General features: G+C 36.4%; 15 protein-coding genes and 1 pseudogene. 9 read left to right on the top strand and 7 right to left on the bottom strand.

The window, feature by feature from the left end; genetic code table 11:
* Positions 1–96: 96 nt before the first annotated feature.
* From TS1_RS00075 to TS1_RS12490, 5 genes are all read right to left on the bottom strand, one after another.
* Entirely contained in the window at positions 97–2025 is a 1929-nt protein-coding gene (locus tag TS1_RS00075) for a PTS fructose transporter subunit IIABC (RefSeq protein ID WP_068706556.1), read from the bottom strand.
* A gap of 11 nt (positions 2026–2036) precedes the next feature.
* Positions 2037–2951 carry a 1-phosphofructokinase gene (gene pfkB / locus TS1_RS00070; protein ID WP_068706555.1) on the bottom strand — a complete coding sequence of 305 codons (915 nt, stop codon included), beginning with the start codon at positions 2949–2951 and terminating at the stop codon, positions 2037–2039.
* Entirely contained in the window at positions 2951–3703 is a 753-nt protein-coding gene (locus tag TS1_RS00065) for a DeoR/GlpR family DNA-binding transcription regulator (RefSeq protein ID WP_068706794.1), read from the bottom strand. Before TS1_RS00065 ends, pfkB begins: the two co-directional genes overlap by 1 nt.
* A 175-nt stretch (positions 3704–3878) precedes the next feature.
* Positions 3879–5414 carry a ClC family H(+)/Cl(-) exchange transporter gene (locus tag TS1_RS00060; RefSeq protein ID WP_068706554.1) on the bottom strand — a complete coding sequence of 512 codons (1536 nt, stop codon included), beginning with the start codon at positions 5412–5414 and terminating at the stop codon, positions 3879–3881.
* Positions 5415–5472: 58 nt separating this feature from the next.
* Positions 5473–5649, bottom strand: coding sequence for a hypothetical protein (locus TS1_RS12490; RefSeq protein WP_157061620.1), 177 nt, complete (start codon positions 5647–5649; stop codon positions 5473–5475).
* Between the two features lie 287 nt (positions 5650–5936).
* Between TS1_RS12490 and pcrA the strand changes: the two genes are divergently transcribed.
* The 7 genes from pcrA to rlmD all read left to right on the top strand — a co-directional run bounded on the left by pcrA (position 5937) and on the right by rlmD (position 16169).
* Positions 5937–8183 (top strand): DNA helicase PcrA, encoded by a 2247-nt coding sequence (pcrA, locus tag TS1_RS00055; RefSeq protein WP_068706553.1) that lies wholly within the window; start codon positions 5937–5939, stop codon positions 8181–8183.
* 14 nt (positions 8184–8197) lie between these two features.
* Positions 8198–10213 (top strand): NAD-dependent DNA ligase LigA, encoded by a 2016-nt coding sequence (ligA, locus tag TS1_RS00050; RefSeq protein ID WP_068706552.1) that lies wholly within the window; start codon positions 8198–8200, stop codon positions 10211–10213.
* A 121-nt stretch (positions 10214–10334) separates the two neighbouring features.
* A complete protein-coding gene (gene gatC / locus TS1_RS00045; RefSeq protein WP_068706551.1) occupies positions 10335–10640 on the top strand; it encodes an Asp-tRNA(Asn)/Glu-tRNA(Gln) amidotransferase subunit GatC in 306 nt (101 codons plus the stop codon).
* Positions 10640–12109, top strand: coding sequence for an Asp-tRNA(Asn)/Glu-tRNA(Gln) amidotransferase subunit GatA (gatA, locus tag TS1_RS00040; RefSeq protein WP_068706550.1), 1470 nt, complete (start codon positions 10640–10642; stop codon positions 12107–12109). Before gatC ends, gatA begins: the two co-directional genes overlap by 1 nt.
* Positions 12110–13540: an Asp-tRNA(Asn)/Glu-tRNA(Gln) amidotransferase subunit GatB gene (gene gatB, locus TS1_RS00035; protein WP_068706549.1), complete on the top strand. Its 1431-nt coding sequence runs from the start codon at positions 12110–12112 to the stop codon at positions 13538–13540. It abuts the gene before it with no gap.
* Between the two features lie 9 nt (positions 13541–13549).
* A complete protein-coding gene (locus TS1_RS00030) occupies positions 13550–14581 on the top strand; it encodes a diacylglycerol kinase (RefSeq protein ID WP_068706548.1) in 1032 nt (343 codons plus the stop codon).
* A 214-nt stretch (positions 14582–14795) separates the two neighbouring features.
* Complete coding sequence (rlmD, locus tag TS1_RS00025) at positions 14796–16169, top strand: 23S rRNA (uracil(1939)-C(5))-methyltransferase RlmD (protein ID WP_068706547.1); 1374 nt, start codon at positions 14796–14798, stop codon at positions 16167–16169.
* Between the two features lie 86 nt (positions 16170–16255).
* Here the strand turns inward: rlmD and TS1_RS00020 are convergent, their stop codons facing one another.
* Together TS1_RS00020 and TS1_RS00015 are read right to left on the bottom strand one after the other, a co-directional pair.
* Positions 16256–17023: an ankyrin repeat domain-containing protein gene (locus TS1_RS00020; RefSeq protein ID WP_068706546.1), complete on the bottom strand. Its 768-nt coding sequence runs from the start codon at positions 17021–17023 to the stop codon at positions 16256–16258.
* 48 nt (positions 17024–17071) lie between these two features.
* A pseudogene (locus TS1_RS00015) lies at positions 17072–18004 on the bottom strand (DUF4822 domain-containing protein).
* Positions 18005–18204: 200 nt separating this feature from the next.
* Here TS1_RS00015 and TS1_RS00010 point away from each other — a divergent pair.
* Complete coding sequence (locus tag TS1_RS00010) at positions 18205–19686, top strand: sensor histidine kinase (RefSeq protein WP_083498210.1); 1482 nt, start codon at positions 18205–18207, stop codon at positions 19684–19686.
* Positions 19683–19963: response regulator transcription factor (locus TS1_RS00005; protein WP_157061619.1), on the top strand; the 281-nt coding region annotated here is incomplete at its 3' end. The genes TS1_RS00010 and TS1_RS00005, both read left to right, overlap by 4 nt.

Here is a 19963-nt window from a genome sequence, read left to right as displayed (position 1 = left end):
TTAATAACTATTTTAAAAATAAACAATGTTTTTGATTTGATTATAAAAAAGGAATCAAGCAGTTAATACTTGAATCCTTTTTTTATAAATATTATTTTATTCTTTCACCTTGTTTTTCAATAATCCCATCATAACACCAGAAACGATGGAGCCTATAATAACAAATAGCAAGAATAAGAATGGACGGTTAATTAAGGCAACCACGAAAATACCACCATGAGGCGCCATTAGTCGAATACCTAAAGCCCCGACTAAACCACCAGTCACTGCAGACCCAATAACAAAACTTGGAATCACGCGCAATGGGTCAGCTGCCGTAAATGGGATAGCACCCTCAGTTACAAAAGAAGCCCCCATAATTACGTTAGTCAAGCCAGCTTGATTTTCTTGTTCGGTAAATTTATTTTTAAATAGACGAGTTGCTACAAAGATTGCCAATGGTGGAACCATACCGCCGGCCATTACTGCTGCCATAACTGGGCTTCCGCCTTCGGCAACTGTGGTAGCAACAGTACTTGTTCCGAATACATAAGCCGCTTTGTTAAATGGACCGCCTAAGTCAATTGCCATCATTCCAGCTAGTAATGCACCTAATAGTGCAGCGTTGGCTCCGCTTAAGTTTAATAAGAAACTGTTTAATCCGTCATTAATGACTTTGATTGGAACATTAATTAAAAGCATGATAAAACCGGTAATTAAAAGACCAAAAAGAGGGAAGAATAAAATGGTTTTAATACCATCTAATGATTTTGGCAGACCTTTTAAGGCTTTACGTAAGAATGAAATTACGTAACCACCGACAAAACCACCGATTAAAGCTCCGATAAAACCAGCACCGCCTTGTTCGGCAATCGCACCAGCAGCAAAACCGGTCACAAGACCTGGTCGGTCACTAATACTCATTGCGATAAATCCAGCTAAAACAGGAAGCATAAAGCCAAATGCAGCATTACCGATTTGATTGAACCAATCAGCTACTTGATTGTAATTTCCTAATTGATCAAGTGAATCTTGAGGAACACCCATCCATTGGTCAATCATAAAGGATAAAGCAACCATAATCCCGCCGGCAACTACAAAAGGTAACATATGAGAAACACCGTTCATCAAGTCTTTATAAATTTTTTGACCGGTAGAAACTTTTTCTCCTTCTGAACTGTCATCTGCACTGCTTGATTGATTATCATTTCCATGGTAAATGGCAGCGTCTGGACTTAAGGCTTTATTGATTAGTTCTTCTGATTTACGGATTCCATCACTAACTGGACGAGAAATTAATGGTTTTCCATCGAAACGGTTCATTTCAACATTGGTATCAGCTGCAATAATGACCCCATCTGCTCGAGCAATATCTTCTGAAGTTAGACGATGCTTAACTCCTTCCGAACCGTTTGTTTCAACTTTAATATCTACACCCATGTCTTTAGCTTGATTTTTTAAAGAATCTTCTGCCATATAAGTATGGGCAATTCCAGTTGGACAAGCCGTTACGGCAACGAGGTAGGGACGGTCAGATGTTTGAGCTGTATCTGAAGTCGTTGTTTCGGATTGCTCTTCATCTTCGTCATCCTCGCTTTCGACTTGTGCAAAAGCAGCTTGGACATCGTCGGGTGTTTGTGCGTTTTTAAGGTTTGCTACAAAGTCTTGGTTGACTAACTGACGAGATAAAGCAGCTAAAGCTTGTAGATGAGTGTCATCTGCACCTTCAGGAGCTGCAATCATAAAGAATAGGTAAGTAGGCTGTCCATCAAGCGCTTCGTAATCAACACCTTGCTTACTTTTCGCAAATAAAACAGTTGCTTCTTTAACAGCATTATTCTTTGCGTGAGGCATAGCAATCCCATCACCTAAGCCAGTTGAAGTTTCTTCTTCACGAGCTAAAATTCCATCTTTAAATTGGTCAATATCGGTAATTCTACCAATATCGTAAAGTTTTTGGACCATTTCATCGATTGCGCTTTTTTTATCTGTTGCTTGCAAATCCATGATCATGGCTTCTTTAATCAATAAGTCATTGATATTCATTTATAAGCCTCCTATAATTTTTTTGCCGTTACTTCCGGTAATAGTTTTCTAATAAAGTTGCCGGTAGCTAAATCATCTGAAAAAGTAGTGGCGCTACCACAAGCAACACCCCATTTAAAAGCTTCTAATGGATCTTTGGACTGTGAAAATTCTCCAAGAAAACCAGCAATCATAGAGTCTCCTGCACCAACTGAATTTTTCACTTCATGTTTTAAAACATTTGAAAGGTAAGTTCCATCTTCTGTAATTAGCAAAGCACCATCACCAGCCATCGAGATAATAACATTTTTAGCTCCATCAGCAAGTAGCTTTTTACCGTAAATAATAATATCATCCAATGAGTTCAAAGATGTCTTATAAAGCTCAGCTAATTCATGATTATTAGGTTTTACTAATAACGGTTTTTCAGGTAAAGCAGCGAGCAGGTCATCACCGGTTGTATCGATCACAAATTCTGCCTCATTTTCTTTAATAATTTGGATCAATTCTTGGTAAAAGCCTTTTCTCAAACTACCCGGTGTGCTTCCGGACAAAACAACAATGTCACCAGCCTTAACTAATTCAGATAAGGTAAATTTCAACCGTTTGATTTCATCTTCAGTTATATCTGGTCCAAGTCCGTTAATTTCTGTTTCTTCCTCAGCTTTTAACTTAACATTGATTCGGGTATCCTGTTTCACTTTAGTAAATTGACTATGGATTCCTTCTTCAATCAACCATTTTTCAATAAAATCGCCAGTAAATCCGCCTAAAAAGCCAAGCGCATAAGAAGAGGACCCAATTCGCTGTAAAATACGGGAAACATTGATTCCTTTACCTCCTGGAAGTTTAAAATCTTCCGTCATTCGGTTGACATCGCCGGTTTTTAATTGCGTTACATGCACGATATAATCGATTGAAGGATTTAGGGTTAACGTGTATATCATTATCTAACCTCCTTTAGCATTGTTTGATCTTGGAAATCCTTGACGAACTTCGGTGGACAACTATCTGTAATAATTTCGGCTGCTTTTAAAGGGGCGACTTGAGCAAAAGTAATTTGTTGAAGCTTTGAATGGTCAACTAGTACATAATTTTGCTGACTTTGTTTTATAGCCCACTTTTTAACAGCTGCTTCTTCTGGGTCTGGTGTCGTAAAGCCAGCTTCTAGGTCAGCGCCGTTCATTCCTAAAAAGGCTTTGCTAAAACGAAGTTCACCCAACTGTTCAATGGCAGTGGAACCTAGGGTTGCATTCGTTGATAATTTGATTCTACCGCCTAAGATCATTGTTTCAATTTGTCGATCAATCAAAAGGGCAGCGTGCTTCACTGAATTAGTAACAACCTTAATTGATAAATCCTGAGGAATAAACTGAATCATTTCAATGGTAGTTGTACCAGCATCAAGGTAAATCACATCATCAGAATCTAACATTTGTGCGCAAAACCTAGCAATTCCTACTTTTTGCTGATGAAATTTCTCTTCTTTTTCTGCCATAGTGGCCTCAAAACTAAGATGAGGGACCTTTTTAGCACCACCATGAACCCGAGCAAGAAAACCTTGTTTTTCAAGATTTTTTAGGTCACGTCGTATGGTAGATTCTGAGGCTTTAAGAGGTTCCATCAACTCGTTGACTGTTACAACGTCATTTTCAGTCAGAAAATCTAAAATAAGTTGTTGTCTCTTTTCTGTAAGCATTTCCAACCAATCCTTCCAGGGACATTCTAGCACGTTTTTCATTCAATATCAATCAAATTCATGCATAATCTGTCAAATTACGATGACATAAAAAACACCCAATGATTCAAACTGCTTTTAGTGATCTGTGAAAAGCAATATTGACTTCAGTTGAGTGTTTCTTACTAGTAAAAAGTTATTTAATTAGAGTTTTCTTTCTTAACTCTTTTCGTACGGCATTTGCATGATTTGTGTCTGTTAAAATCAAAAGTCGATCATTCATTTGTAAAATAGTGTCTCCATGGGGCAAAATATCTTGCTGATCTCGCTTAATTGTGACAAGTAAAGTTTCTTTTGGCCAAATAAAATCACGAACAGACATGCCGTCTAAAATACTTTCAGCAGTAACTGGAAATTCGATAATAATCTGTTCACTATTATTTGCTACTTTTTTATAAGAGACTAGACGATCAAGCAAAGATTCATATATGGGATGGCCTCCCAGTAAATCTACCACAATATAAGCGATTAATGAAACAAAACCTAGAGGCATCAAATGATTTATAGAACCAACCATCTCAGTGACTAAAATAATTGCTGTAAGTGGAGCTTTTCCAATTGCGGTAAAATAGCCAGCCATTGCGATAATAATAAAATTTTTCAAGTAATAGCCTTCAAGTCCCAAATATTCCATAGCAAACACACCAAATAAAGCGCCTAAAATAGCTCCTAAGGACAAAATAGGGAGGAAAATCCCACCAGGAAGATTAGAACCATAAGAAATCATAGAAAAAATATAACGGAGTAAAAATAAAAGTAAAAGCAGGTAAAGAGAATATCCGCTTTCTTCTAATTTTAAAATAATCTGGTTGCCACCGCCTAAAAGTTGCGGAAAATAAAATCCAATTGGAATCACTAGCAAAAAAGGCACGACTCCGTAAAAAGGAGAAGGCATGGGCAGCTTGTTGAACCATCTTGGCAAGTCAAGCAGATTTTTTTGATATAATCTTCCCAAAATACCTAAAAATACGCCAAGAATGAGAAGTAAACTATAGTATTTTAGAGGCAAACTGTGCATATGACCAAGATATAAAACAGGACGTAAACCAAAAACATATAACGAAACAAAATTAGCGATAATCGCTGAAACAAGAGAAGTTAGCCACATAAGCGGGGAGAATGTATGATGAATTTCTTCAACAACAAACAAAACTGCTGCGATGGGTGCATTAAAAGCAGCTGCTAATCCGGCACTTGCGCCACTTGAAATTAAAATCTTTTGCTCGTATTTAGGGGAATGATAAAAACTACTTGCTCCTTGTCCGATAGAAGCGCCTAGCTGTATAGAAGGACCTTCGCGACCTAAGAATAAACCAGAACCAATAGAAAGAATCCCGCCAACGAATTTTCGCCAAAATACCTGAAACCAGCGGTAATGAATTTCTTCTTGCAATAAACCCTCGATTTGTGGAATTCCACTGCCAGAAATGTGTGGCTGTGCTTTAATGAGATAACCGACAAAAATAGCGGTAAGAACAGAAAGGATCGCCCAGACAATGAGCCAAAGAGGTTCCTCTTGGAAGAAAAGGTACAACTCTTGAATATAAGCCGTCATTTTTTCTATCGCTAAACGAAAGATACTAACTACAATGCCAGAAACAAGCCCAACGATCCCTCCTTTTAAAATAAAAAACAGTCTTGTTTGATCTGTTGCATATAACTTCTTTAACATTTTTTCACCTTCATTATTAAGCTTATCGCGATTTCCAGCAAAGAACAACAAAATTATATTACAGTCTTAAAAAAATAGCGACAGTTATAAGGTACAACTCTTGAATATAAGCCGTCATTTTTTCTATCGCTAAACGAAAGATACTAACTACAATGCCAGAAACAAGCCCAACGATCCCTCCTTTTAAAATAAAAAACAGTCTTGTTTGATCTGTTGCATATAACTTCTTTAACATTTTTTCACCTTCATTATTAGCTTATCGCGATTTCCAGCAAAGAACAACAAAATTATATTACAGTCTTAAAAAAATAGCGACAATTATATAGAATGAATTTCAAATAAAATCAGCTAGATAATTGATTTATAAAGGGGAGTGAATTACGATATAGGAATGTTCCAATCGTTTTTTTGTAAATGGAAAAGCTTGTATTTTTTAAGTCGAACAGTTGAAGTTGTTCGGTTTATTGAACGAAAAGAACATGCTATAATTAAATGGATTGAAAAAGAAAGGATGTTTATTTCATGCCATCCCAAAAAGAATTACTAGCAAATATGAATCAAAAACAAGCAGAAGCTATTACAACGACGGAAGGCCCGCTTCTTTTAATGGCCGGAGCCGGTAGCGGAAAAACCCGCGTATTGACACACCGTATTGCTTTTTTAATTGAGGAAAAAAGTGTCAATCCTTGGAACATCCTAGCGATTACTTTTACCAATAAAGCAGCCAAAGAGATGAAAGAACGGGTCAAAGGATTGCTTGGCAAGCAAGCAGAAGACATTTGGGTCTCCACTTTCCATTCGATGTGTGTGCGTATTTTAAGAAGAGATGTTGAGCGTATTGGTTATTCTAAAAACTTTACGATTATTGATTCAGCAGAACAAAGAACGTTGATGAAAAATGTATTAAAAACGCTCAATATTGATCCAAAAAAATATGATCCACGTGCAATTTTAGGAAATATTTCCAATGCTAAAAATGCCTTGCTCGCTCCTGATGAATATCAAAAAATGCAAGGAAGCTATTTTGAAGAAATCGTAGGTCGTTGTTATGAAGTTTACCAAAACGAATTACATAAGAACCAGTGTATGGATTTTGATGATTTAATTATGAATACCATTACGTTATTTGAAAAAAATCCAGAAGTTTTGCAATTTTATCAAAACAAATTTCAATACATTCATGTAGATGAATATCAAGACACTAACCACGCGCAATACATTTTGGTAAACCTTTTAGCCAAGCGTTTGAAAAACCTCTGTGTGGTAGGAGATGCTGACCAAAGTATCTATGGCTGGCGCGGCGCAGATATGCAAAATATTTTAGATTTTGAAAAAGATTATCCGGATGCCCAAACGATTTTATTAGAACAAAATTATCGCTCCACTCAAAATATTTTACAAGCTGCCAATCAAGTTATTACTAATAATCAAAACCGTAAAGACAAAAACTTATGGACGGAAAATGCAAGTGGAGAAACCATCACGTATTATCGTGGCGATTCAGAACGAGATGAAGCTCAATTTATCGTAGAAAACATCCAGCAGTTAATTGAAACAGAAGGAAAAAAATACGGTGATTTTGCAGTATTATATCGAACGAATGCGCAGTCGCGGGTCGTCGAAGAAATGCTATTAAAAGCCAACGTCCCCTATACAATGGTGGGAGGACATAAATTTTACGACCGTAAAGAAATTAAAGATATTCTTGCTTATTTAAATGCGATTGCTAATCCTGATGATTCACTAAGTTTAGCTCGCATTATTAATGTGCCAAAACGTGGAATTGGCCCTGGCACCTTGGAAAAATTAACTGACTTTGCTGATTTTAACGGCATGCCTCTTTTAGAGGCTAGCGAAAATGTCGAGTTGTCTAACATAAGCGGTAAAGTCATGAAAAAATTAAAAGCTTTTGGCGATATGATTGCTGATTTTTCTCAAATGATTCCTTTTCTGTCCATCACAGAATTAACCGAAGAAGTACTGCAAAAAAGTGGTTATTATGATGAATTAAAAACACAAAATACCTTAGAATCTCAAGCGCGTTTAGAAAACTTGGAAGAATTTCTCACAGTGACACAAGAATTTGATAAACAGTATGAGAATTTACCTGAGGAAGAAAAAGAAGCTCCTGAAAATAAACTAACCGTCTTTCTTAATGATCTATCTTTACTATCCGATGTAGATCAATACGAAGAAGAAAGCTCAGAAGTGACCTTAATGACCTTGCATGCAGCAAAGGGATTAGAATTTCCAGTCGTTTTTTTAATTGGAATGGAAGAAAATATTTTTCCATTAGCTCGTTCCTTAATGGAAGAAAGTGAATTGGAAGAAGAACGACGCCTAGCCTATGTAGGAATTACACGGGCAGAAGAAAGGTTGTACTTAACTAATGCTTTTTCAAGAATGTTATATGGTAAACCACAATATAACCGCCCTTCGCGTTTTGTAGAAGAAATCGATCCAGCCCTGTTAACTTCTGATCAACCGGTGGTCTATAAGAATCAGCGAATTTCAAATGACCGAGAAGATAATCGTGGGTTTACTGACAAAAAGAAAGTAGGAAATAGCTCTATTTCAACGAAAAAACCTGCAGCTATTCAGACCCAAGATTGGCAAATTGGGGATAAAGCTAAGCATAAAAAATGGGGCATTGGGACGGTTGTCAAAGTAAGCGGCGATAAAAAAGATTTGGAATTAGATATTGCTTTTCCAAACATGGGAATTAAACGTTTATTAGCCGCTTTTGCACCGATTGAAAAAGTGAATTAAAGGAGGTTGTTAAGGTGGTCGAAAAATCCATTGTAAAAAGGGCCGAAGAATTAAGAGATCAACTGAATAAATACTCGTATGAATATTATGTAAAAGATTCTCCCAGCGTGGAAGACTTTGTCTATGATTCTTTATATCAAGAGCTTGTAGACATAGAAAATAAGCATCCTGAACTAGTCACTGAGGATTCACCTACACAACGTGTAGGTGGAAGAGTATTAGAAGGATTTGAAAAAGTCGTCCATGATGTTCCTTTGTACAGTTTAAACGATGTTTTCAATAAAGAAGATATCATTGCATTTGATAAACGAGTACAAAAGGCTTTAGGACAACAAGTATCTTATACTTGTGAGTTAAAAATCGATGGCCTTTCAGTTTCTTTACGCTATGAAAATGGTAAATTAGTTCAAGGGGCAACTCGAGGTGATGGAACAGTAGGCGAAGACATTACCGAAAACCTCAAAACTGTCCGTTCTATTCCACTAAGTTTAAAAAAATCGATTACGATCGAAGCTCGCGGTGAGTGTTATATGCCGAAAAAATCTTTTGTACGTTTGAATCAGGACAGAGAAGAAAAAGGACAAGATGTGTTTGCCAATCCAAGAAACGCTGCTGCTGGAAGTTTGCGTCAGTTAGATTCGAAAATCACTGCCAAGCGTAATTTGAGTACATTTTTATACTCTGTAGCAGATACGGCTTCTTTAAAATCTTCTTCGCAGTTTGATGCTTTACAAGAACTAGAAGATTTAGGATTTCAGACAAACCAAGAGCGAAAATTGTGTCATTCAATCGACGAAGTCTGGGACTATATTGAAGAATTCCAGGAAAAAAGAGGCGATTTATCATATGAAATTGACGGCGTTGTCATCAAAGTCAATAATTTTAAACAGCAAGAAAATTTAGGTTACACTGTTAAAGCACCTCGTTGGGCGATTGCCTATAAGTTTCCACCAGAAGAAGCACAGACAATCATTCGCGATATTCAGTGGACTGTAGGCCGCACAGGAGTTTTAACACCTACTGCGATTATGGATCCAGTAACAGTTGCTGGTACTACTGTTAGCCGTGCTAGTTTGCATAATGATGATTATATAAAAGAAAAAGATATTCGAATCAACGATAAAGCCGTAATCTATAAAGCTGGAGATATTATTCCTGAGGTTTCTCATGTTATTGAAGAAGAACGTGATAAAGATAGTGAGGCTTATCAAACTCCTGAAAATTGCCCGGTTTGTGGAAGTAAAGTCGTTCATTTAGATGAGGAAGTTGCTTTACGTTGTATCAATCCAAAATGTCCAGCGCAAATCAAAGAAGGACTCAATCATTTTGTTTCAAGAAACGCAATGAACATTGAAGGATTAGGCCCACGAATTTTAAACCAAATGTATGAAAAAGGGTTAGTTAAAGATGTCGCAGATTTGTATTATCTAAAAAAAGAAGACTTACTGACTTTAGATAAAATTAAAGATAAATCAGCCAACAATCTATTAAATGCTATTTCAGAAAGTAAGGGACGTTCTGGTGATCGGCTAATTTTTGGCTTAGGTATATGGCATGTCGGTGCTAAAGCTGCTAAAATTTTACTTGAACACTTTAGAACTGTTCGAAATTTAGAAAAAGCTTCCGCTGATGAAATTCATTCGCTCTATACCCTAGGAGAAACGATTGCAGATAGCGTTGTTACCTACTTCTCCAAAAAAGAAGTAGATGACTTGCTCAATAAATTAGAAAAAGCAGGCGTTAATTTTGATTATTTAGGAAAAACTTCTAGTGAGTTAGCAGAAGTTGAATCGGAATTTAAAGATAAGACAGTAGTCTTAACCGGAAAATTAAATCAATATACGCGCTCAGAAGCTAAAAAAAGCATTGAGAACCTTGGCGGTAAAGTAACAGAAAGTGTTTCGCAAAACACTGACATTGTTGTAGCAGGTGAAGATGCTGGGAGTAAATTGACCAAAGCACAAGATTTAGATATTACTATTTGGGACGAAGATCAAATGATACGAGCTTTTGAAAATAGTTCGACATAAATTTAAAAATCAACAAAGATGTAAATCTTTCATGAAAGTCGTTCAATGATTTTCAATAAAGTGATATAATACAGTGAAAATAATCTGTAATTAATATTTAAAGACAATTAAGGAGGATATTATGGCGATTAGTGAAGAACAAGCCAAGCACGTAGCTGAATTAGCAAAATTATCTTTTTCAGAAGATGAATTACACCAATTTACTGATCAATTAGGAGAAATTATTGATCTAGTGGAAACTCTAGAAGAAGTAGATACAACCGATATTGCGCTGACTTCTAATGTTAATCAAGAAATCAATGTCATAAGAGAAGATGAGCCACGAAATGGTACCAATCGTGACGAATTAATGAAGAATGCGCCGGAGTCAGAGAATGGCTTCATAAAAGTACCCGCTATTATCGATAACAAGGAGAGTGAAGCATAATGACGAAACTTTATGGTAAAACATTAGAAGAATTACATGCTTTACTCGTTTCCAAAGAAATAACCGTAAGTGAGCTCATTCAAGAAACATTCAATCGCATAAAAGAAGTAGAACCTACCATAGATTCATTTATTACCTTAAATGAAAAAAAAGCGCTAGAAATGGCACAAGCACTTGATGAAAAAGGGGTAGCGGAAGAAGACATTCTAGCCGGAATTCCTATAGGAATTAAAGATAATATTGTGACAAAAGACCTTTTGACAACAGCTGCCTCAAAAATCTTATACAATTTTGAACCTATTTATGATGCGACTGTCATGGAAAAAGTCTATCAATCAGATATGATTCCTGTAGGTAAACTAAATATGGATGAATTTGCTATGGGCGGCAGTACAGAAAATTCTTACTTTAAAAAGACAAAAAATGCTTGGGACCAAAGTAAAGTTCCTGGAGGTTCTTCTGGTGGTTCGGCAGCGGCTGTAGCTAGTGGACAAATTCCATTGTCTTTGGGAACCGATACAGGAGGTTCGATACGTCAGCCTGCCGCTTTTAATGGAATTGTTGGGATGAAGCCGACTTACGGGCGGGTGTCTCGTTTTGGTTTAATTGCTTTTGGCTCTTCTTTAGATCAAATTGGACCTCTTACACGTAATGTGAAAGATAACGCCTTAGCTTTAAATGCCATTAGCGGTTATGATGTCAAAGATAGCACTTCTTCTGGACAAACGGTTCCTGATTTTACAGCTGGTTTAGGTGATAACATTAAAGGGATGAAAGTCGCTTTACCGAAAGAATACTTAGATAAAGGCGTAGATGACGATATTAAAGACGCTATCTTAAAAGCAGCTGATACATTCCGTTCTCTGGGTGCAACCGTAGAAGAAGTTAGTTTACCTCATTCTAAATATGGTGTTGCTGCTTATTATATTATTGCTTCTTCTGAAGCAAGCTCTAACTTACAACGATTTGATGGTATTCGTTATGGTTACCGTAGTGAAAATGCCAATACATTAGAAGAAGTGTATGTAAATTCTCGTAGTGAAGGATTTGGCGATGAAGTGAAACGTCGAATCATGTTAGGAACATTCTCTTTAAGTGCTGGTTATTACGATGCTTTCTTTAAAAAGGCTGCACAAGTTCGTACGTTGATCAGAGAAGATTTTGCTCATGTCTTTGCTGATTATGATTTGATTCTTGGACCTACCACACCAACCGTTGCTTTTGGCTTAGGCGAAAAAATCGACGATCCGGTAACGATGTACACCAACGATGTGTTAACTATTCCGGTGAACTTAGCAGGACTTCCAGGAATGTCGTTACCTTGTGGGTTTTCTAATGGACTTCCGATAGGCTTACAATTAATTGGGAATCACTTTGCAGAAGGAACCATTTATAAAGCAGCTTATGCGTTTGAACAAGTGACGGACTTTCATAATGAAAAACCTGAAATATTTGAAAGGAGCAAATAAATGAACTTCGAAACAGTGATTGGACTTGAAGTCCACGTAGAATTAAAAACCAATACGAAGATTTTTTCTCCTGCTCCTGCTCATTTTGGAGCAGAACCAAACAGTAATACAAATGTTATCGACTGGGGTTATCCCGGTGTTTTGCCTGTAATGAATAAAGCGGCTTTAGAATATGGGATGAAAGCTGCTTTAGCATTAAATTGTAATATTTCACAACAAACACACTTTGATCGTAAAAACTACTTTTATCCAGATAATCCAAAAGCTTATCAAATTTCTCAATTAGATGATCCTATCGGATATGACGGTTGGATTGAAATCGATGTGGAAGGACAAAAAAAGAAAATTCGCATTGAAAGGGTTCATTTAGAAGAAGATGCTGGAAAGAATATGCATGGCATCGGAGGATATTCTTATGTTGACTTAAACCGTCAAGGCACGCCTTTAATTGAGATTGTATCAGAAGCGGATATGCGTTCCCCTGAGGAAGCTTACGCTTATTTAGATGCATTACGTTCAATTATTCAATTTACTGGCGTTTCTGATGTAAAAATGGAAGAAGGTTCTTTACGTTGTGACGCAAATATTTCCTTACGCCCATTAGGACAAGAGGAATTTGGTATCAAAACAGAGTTAAAAAATCTAAATTCACTAAACTTTGTAAGAAAAGGACTGGCTTTTGAAGAAAAACGTCAAACAAAACTCTTACTATCTGGGGGGACTTTACAACAAGAAACCCGTCGTTTTGATGAAGCAACAGGTGAAACGGTATTGATGCGGGTCAAAGAAGGCTCTTCTGATTATCGCTATTTCCCTGAACCTGATATTCCTCACTTTGAAATTGATGATGCATGGGTTGAAAAAGTAAAAGAATCATTGCCAGAGTTACCTAAAGATCGACGTCAGCGCTATATTGATGATCTTGGTTTGCCTGAATACGATGCAAAAGTGCTTACTTTAACCAAAGAAATGTCTGATTTCTTTGAAGAAACGATTGCTTACGGTGTTGATGCTAAACAAGCCTCAAATTGGTTAATGGGCGATGTTTCAGCTTATTTAAATAGTGAAAAATTAGATTTAGCGGATACTAAATTGACAGCTAGCAATTTAGCTGGCATGATACAATTAGTAAGTGATGGGACAATTAGTTCAAAAATCGCAAAAAAAGTTTTTCGTGAATTAATTGAAAATGGTGGTACCGCAAAAGAAGTGGTAGAAGCAAACGGTTGGATCCAATTATCAGATCCAGCGCAATTACTGCCAATGATTAACGAAGTTTTAGATAACAACCAACAATCGATCGACGATTTCAAAAACGGTAAAGACAAAGCGATTGGCTTTTTAGTGGGTCAAATAATGAAGACCACCAAAGGAAAAGCGAACCCAGGTGTTGTAAATAAATTGTTAAAAGAAGAATTAGAGAAACGATAAGAGGTAATCATGGAAAGAGCGCGGGTAATTTACAATCCAACTTCAGGAAAAGAAGTTATGAAAAAAAACTTAGCCGACATTTTGTCAGTCTTAGAAAAAGCAGGATATGAAGCTAGTGCTTATGCCACAACTTCTATTCCTTATTCTGCGACAAATGAAGCGAGAAGAGCAGGTCAAGCTGGTTTTGATTTAATTGTTGCAGCTGGCGGTGATGGTACGATTAATGAAGTTGTCAATGGTATAGCTCCTTTAAAAAAGCGGCCCAAAATGGCGATTATTCCTGGAGGGACAACCAATGACTATGCTAGAGCTTTAAAAATTCCTCGTGATAATATAAAAGCGGCAGCTGAAGTTATTTTAAAAAATCAAACCATAAAAATGGATGTCGGAAAAACGCCGAATAACTATTTTATTAATATTGCAGCTGGAGGCCATTTAACAGAATTAACTTATGAAGTACCTTCCGATTTAAAACGAGTTTTTGGTTACTTGGCCTATCTAGCCAAGGGGGCAGAATTACTCCCACAAGTCCGACCCATTAAAATGCACTTGAAATTTGATGATGGCGAATATGATGGTAAAGCTTCTATGTTTTTTTTAGGTTTAACCAACTCTGTTGGCGGATTTGAACAAATTGTTCCTGACGCAAAACTTGATGATGGCAAATTTTCTTTAATTATTGTAAAAACAGCAAATATCTTCGAAATCTTGCATCTGGTAGCAATTATGCTTAGAAATGGGAAACATGTCGAAGATCCGCGAATTATCTATACCAAAACATCTAAACTAGAAGTTTTGGTTCCACGGTCACAAAAACGATTAATGATCAATCTAGATGGCGAATATGGTGGCGATGCACCTATGACCTTTGAAAATTTGCATCAACATATTGAAATGTTTGCTGATGTAGATGAAATACCTGATAGTGCTGTTTCAACGGAAGAAGAATTAGAAGAAATTAGCGAAGGTTTTATCAAGGAAGTAGAACGTTTAAATGACGAAGAAATAGATGATGACAATGAGAATCAAAATAATTCATAAGTATCTTTAAAAAGAGGCTGGAAGATCAGTGGTTTCAGTAACGTTTCACGAGAAGTTAACTTTTGTACACTTTTAGCTAATCGTCTTTTGCAATGAACTCTGCTAGAAAGTCAAAAGGAGTTAATTATTCGAGTAAGAACCGTTATTGAAATTCTTTCTTCCAACCTTTTTTTGTCTTAATTCCATGGTATTTTGCTTATAAAGGAGAAAATGTATGGAAATTATTCCAATTAAAAAAAATCAAGAATTAGAAGTAACAGTGGTTGACTTATCATATTTAGGAATGGGGGTTGCAAAAGTCGAAGGCTATCCACTTTTTATTGAAAATGCTTTACCTGGAGAAAGAATACAAGTAAAAGTTCTTAAGATAGGGAAAAAATTTGGCTTTGGTAAAATGCTTTCGATTCTCAAAACAAGTCCCCATCGCCAAACTATAGAAAATGAGGATTTATTACGAACGGGAATTGCACCACTTAGTCATTTACAATATGAACAGCAACTTAAATTTAAACAAGAACAAGTGAAAAATGTCCTTATAAAAACAGCCAAAATGCCTGAGGTTCAAGTGACAGATACCATCGGCATGAAAGAACCTTTTGGTTATCGTAATAAGGCACAAATTCCGGTACGAAAAATGAATGGCGTATTACAGACCGGTTTTTACCGTAAAAATAGTCATGAATTAATACCGCTTGACCATTTTTTTATACAGGATCCAGAGATTGACGCAGCTATCGTGATTATCCGCGAAATTTTGCAGCAATTTGAAGTAAAAGCTTACAATGAAAAAGATAATAGTGGCTTTTTACGACATATTGTTATTCGTCGTGGCTATCAAACGCATGAAATGATGGTTGTTTTAGTCACTCGTAAAGAACATTTTTTCCAAGGTGAAAAAATTGTTCAAAAAATTCAAGAAAAGTTGCCAGAAGTGGTTTCTATCATACAAAACATTAACCCCAAGCAAACCAACGTCATCTTAGGCGAGCAAGAAAAAGTCTTGTTGGGTCGAAGTTTTATCTACGACCAATTATTAGGAAAAACTTTTCGCATTTCAGCTAAATCGTTTTATCAAGTCAATACGCAACAAGCCGAAGTTTTATACCAAAAAGCCTTTGAGTTAGCTAATTTAGAAAAATCAGATGTTGTCATTGACGCTTATTCAGGGATCGGAACCATTGGATTGTCATTAGCAGACCAAGTAGCGTATGTTTATGGCATGGAGACCATCAAACAAGCAGTAATAGATGCCCAAGAAAATGCCAAACTGAATGGTATAAAAAATGCAGAATATGTCACAGGTAAAGCGGAGGATATTATGCCTCGATGGAAAGAAGAAGGAATCAAGCCTAATGTCATCTTTGTTGATCCACCGCGTAAAGGGTTAGATCAAACATTTATTGAGACAGCCTGTGATATGGACCCAGAAAAATTTATCTATATTTCTTGCAATCCAGCAACCATGGCCCGAGATTTAAAAACATTTGCCGTGAATGGTTATTTTACCGACAGTATTCAACCTGTTGATTTATTCCCGCAAACCCATCATGTGGAGACTATTGCGTTACTACAAAAGAAAACTTCTTAATTATTTTTTTACCTACAAAAAGCAGAGCAGCGTTCTAATTTATAAGAACCTTGCTCTGTTTTGTACTGGTAAAAAGGGAGGGGAGGTTATTGCAGTTGTTCCAGTATGTTTTGATAACCAAGTTCTCTTGCATAGTCTTCTGCGGTTCGACCAGAATTGTCTCTTAAACTTTTATCCGCATCATACTTCAATAGTTCAGCGACAATTTCTTGATAGACTTTTGAGCCATCCCGTAAAGCAACAGCTTCAATAAGCGCTGTATAACCAGAATTATTTTGATGATTAATATCGACTGCGCCATCTTGCAATAGTAGTTTAACATTTTCAAGGTGGCCTTTTTCAGTAGCTGGAATTAAGGAATTGCCGCCAAAACGATTATAAATTTCTTGGTCCGGTTGACCAAATTCAAGCATTAAGGATAGAATTTCTGTTTTTCCTTGCGCAGCAGCGTATAAATAAGCACTATCTTGAATATGATCTTGCAAGTTAATATCTGCTCCTGCTAAAATCAAAGCCTCAGCAATCTCTACTTGATTGTTATGTGTTGCTATCAGCAGTGGTGTTTCCCCTTGTTCATTTTGTTCATCGAGCTTGTACTCTGTCTCAACAATTGCCTCTACTTGTTCAAGGTCATTTTTTTCCACCGCTTGAATTAAACTTCCTGATGGATAATCCACCTTAGTTCCCTCACTTTCTGATGTTTTCACCGTACTTTCAACAGTTGTAGATTCGGTTTGACTTGTCCTTGCAGAAACTGCTTCACTTTCTGACGATTGACTGGCTGTCGTGTCTGACTGCTGTGAACAAGCAGATAAAAAGAGGACGCTCATAAGTAGCAGCAAATGATTTTTCATTCCATCAGCCTTTCCTTTTATAGTAATATTTTTTACCTAGTAGTTCATCTAAAAAGTAAACTCAGGTGTGAATTCTCCAGTATAAGGTTCATGCTCTACAAAAATTTCGATTTCATCGCCATCCGTATCTTCTCCCATACGTTTGTAAGTGAAACGTTCATCATTAAACTCCGTTAACTCTAAAGCTGCACCGTATTCATTTTCACCAATGGATACATGCGCACGAAGCTTATTATTAAATAGGACACTGTAATAACCAAAATCATCGCGTGTTTCGCCAGTTTCTAAATCGAAGAATTCATATTTATTCGTCTACCCATCAAATTTAGCTAAACTAATAAATTCTTGATTGGCTTCAGTCACATCGTTACCCTCTTTATCTACAACTTTTGTTCCATTCCACAAAGTTTTACCTAATAATTCATCACCATCAACATCTGTTTCAATCAGACCTGTTTCAGCGTCCATTGCTTCACGACTCTCCGTAAACTCAAGTTCTGTTGTGTCATAAGGAACGTGTTCCACAAACACTTCTACTTCATTGCCATCTGCATCTTCTCCCATGCGTTTGTAAGTAAAGATGTCTTCTGAGATTTCCGTGATGTCAACCACTGCTTGATAATCTTGTGTTTCAGAAATCAAAATTCGTTTTTGACCATCGTTGGTCACAAAAAAGGTACCCGCATCTTCTTTTGTTTCACCAGATTCTTGATCGAAGAACTCGTAAAATCCTGTTTCTTTGTCAAATTTAGCTAAACTAATGAATTCTTGATTTTCAGCCGTTAAATCATTGTCTTCTGCGTCATATACACTTGTTCCTTGCCAATTTGTATCTGTCAGGATGTCTAGTGCATTTGTTGCTTCTTGTTCAGTTTGTTCTACTTGGCTTGTTTCAGTTGTCTGTGCAGCCGATAATTCTTCTGTATCTTTTTGTTCTGTCGCACACCCTGCAATAAATGCGCCTAAAGCTATTGTTGTCATTAATACAATTAATTTATTTTTTTTTCATTGTATTCGCTCCTTTCTTGATACACCTATAGTAACAAGCGAATCTAAACTTCAACTTGCCAAATTATAAACAAAAAATGAACGAATATGAATAGTTATTAATTCTTCTTCCATTCTTGTTAAAGACAGTGTATGGTTACTATATAGAAACGCTTATGAAAGTTGGACAATTTATGACAATCAAAAATAGATTTTTAATTTCTTATTTGAGTGCTATTCTTATTACATTAGGTTCGATTGTTTTAATTTTTGCGATTATTACTTATACTACGCTTGGAGAGGTTCCTTCTTTTCCTAGAATTTATCGTATTTTAACGACTCAGCGCCCTTTAACAGAAACCGAAAATGATAGTTATGCCGCGGTGAATGCTTATCTTCAAGAATCGCCGGATCAATTGGAAATGCCTTTGAACCAAGAAATACTGCAGACAATTAAAGACATCGAGGAGAAAAATTTAAACGTGGTTCTTCGTAAAGACGATGCTTTTACCTATTATTCAACACCACTGGTTGAAAAATCACTACAAGCACATGCACCAAACTTCGATTTAAATAATTTTGAACCCACAGGAACTATTGATAATGACGGTCATTTTTTCCATTATGTAAAAAATGATTTTCAATATACAGATGGTTCAAAAGGCAGCTTTATTATCTTGAAGCGAGAAAGCAATTTAATTGAATTTTTCCTCCAATGGGGAATTTGGGTCATTCTTTTGATTATAGGTGTCGCCATTTTTGCCTTCTGGTTTATCAATCGTAGGCTTTCTCAAACAACTATCCGACCATTATTAGCCCTTGAGAAAAGCACGCATACTTTAACAAGCAACCACAAAATTTCGCCTTTTATAGTAGAAACTAATGAACAAAAAATCTCAAAAGAAGTCCAACAATTACAAGAAAGCTTCTCTAAAATGTGGACTGATTTACAACTCTCACAAGCAGAGCAACAAAAATACGAAGACAATCGTCGAGAACTGATTTCCAATATTTCGCACGATTTAAAAACACCGATTACTTCCATCACTGGCTATGTAGAAGGTCTACTCGATGGGGTTGCCAATACCGAAGAAAAAAGACTAAGCTACTTAAAGACGATACAGGAGAAAAGTTTGACCCTTAATGAATTGATTGACGAGTTATTTTTATATTCTAAACTTGATTTGAATGCGGTTACCTTTACATTCGAAAAAATTGATTTTATAGCTTATTTAAACCATTTATTAGAAGAATATCAATGGGCCGATGAAATTAAAGTCACTACCAATTTCCCCAGTCAACCGATTTATGCAAAGATTGACCCGGCCCAATTCAACCGTGTCGTTAGCAACCTCATTCAGAACAGTATTAAATTCCAACACCCGCAACATTCACCACAATTTTGTGTGTCTGTCGCTGCTAATGGATCAAAAATCGTTGTTATATTTTCTGATAACGGTACAGGTATTTTGAAAGAAGATTTGGCAAATATTTTTGAACGCTTTTATCGTTCAGATAAAGCACGGTCATCAACCATTAAAGGAAGCGGCTTGGGTTTAAGCATTGTAAAACAAATCGTCGCACGTCACAATGGTACGATTCAAGTTGCCAGTCAATTTGGACAAGGTACAACGATTACGATTACACTACCTTTATTGGAGGAGAAAAACGAATGAAAAAGATATTAATTATTGAAGATGATGAAAGTATCGCAAATTTACAAAAAGATTATTTAGAAATCAACGAAATGGAAGTGACCATTGAAACCGATGGTAAAAAGGGTTTGCAATCTGCACTAGACTATCCGTACGACCTGATCATTGTCGATTTAATGCTACCTAGCATGGATGGATTCGAGATATGCAAACAAATTCGTTTAAAAAAACAACTTCCTATTATGATTGCTTCAGCAAAAAAAGAGGACTTTGATAAAGTTCGAGGTTTAGGCCTAGT

The sequence above is a fragment of the Tetragenococcus solitarius NBRC 100494 genome (assembly GCF_001544195.1).
GTDB classification, from domain to species: domain Bacteria; phylum Bacillota; class Bacilli; order Lactobacillales; family Enterococcaceae; genus Tetragenococcus; species Tetragenococcus solitarius.
The sequence above is the reverse complement of the archived record's forward strand: the minus strand, read 5'-3'. Positions and strand labels throughout refer to the sequence as shown.

What these genes read in the sequence shown, in the direction of transcription:
- TS1_RS00075 (WP_068706556.1), bottom strand. Translation starts at nt 2,025, where the DNA reads ATGAATATCAATGACTTATTGATTAAAGAAGCCATGATCATGGATTTG.
- pfkB (WP_068706555.1), bottom strand. Translation starts at nt 2,951, where the DNA reads ATGATATACACGTTAACCCTAAATCCTTCAATCGATTATATCGTGCAT.
- TS1_RS00065 (WP_068706794.1), bottom strand. Translation starts at nt 3,703, where the DNA reads ATGCTTACAGAAAAGAGACAACAACTTATTTTAGATTTTCTGACTGAA.
- TS1_RS00060 (WP_068706554.1), bottom strand. Translation starts at nt 5,414, where the DNA reads ATGTTAAAGAAGTTATATGCAACAGATCAAACAAGACTGTTTTTTATT.
- TS1_RS12490 (WP_157061620.1), bottom strand. Translation starts at nt 5,649, where the DNA reads ATGTTAAAGAAGTTATATGCAACAGATCAAACAAGACTGTTTTTTATT.
- pcrA (WP_068706553.1), top strand. Translation starts at nt 5,937, where the DNA reads ATGCCATCCCAAAAAGAATTACTAGCAAATATGAATCAAAAACAAGCA.
- gatC (WP_068706551.1), top strand. Translation starts at nt 10,335, where the DNA reads ATGGCGATTAGTGAAGAACAAGCCAAGCACGTAGCTGAATTAGCAAAA.
- gatA (WP_068706550.1), top strand. Translation starts at nt 10,640, where the DNA reads ATGACGAAACTTTATGGTAAAACATTAGAAGAATTACATGCTTTACTC.
- gatB (WP_068706549.1), top strand. Translation starts at nt 12,110, where the DNA reads ATGAACTTCGAAACAGTGATTGGACTTGAAGTCCACGTAGAATTAAAA.
- TS1_RS00030 (WP_068706548.1), top strand. Translation starts at nt 13,550, where the DNA reads ATGGAAAGAGCGCGGGTAATTTACAATCCAACTTCAGGAAAAGAAGTT.
- rlmD (WP_068706547.1), top strand. Translation starts at nt 14,796, where the DNA reads ATGGAAATTATTCCAATTAAAAAAAATCAAGAATTAGAAGTAACAGTG.
- TS1_RS00020 (WP_068706546.1), bottom strand. Translation starts at nt 17,023, where the DNA reads ATGAAAAATCATTTGCTGCTACTTATGAGCGTCCTCTTTTTATCTGCT.
- TS1_RS00010 (WP_083498210.1), top strand. Translation starts at nt 18,205, where the DNA reads ATGACAATCAAAAATAGATTTTTAATTTCTTATTTGAGTGCTATTCTT.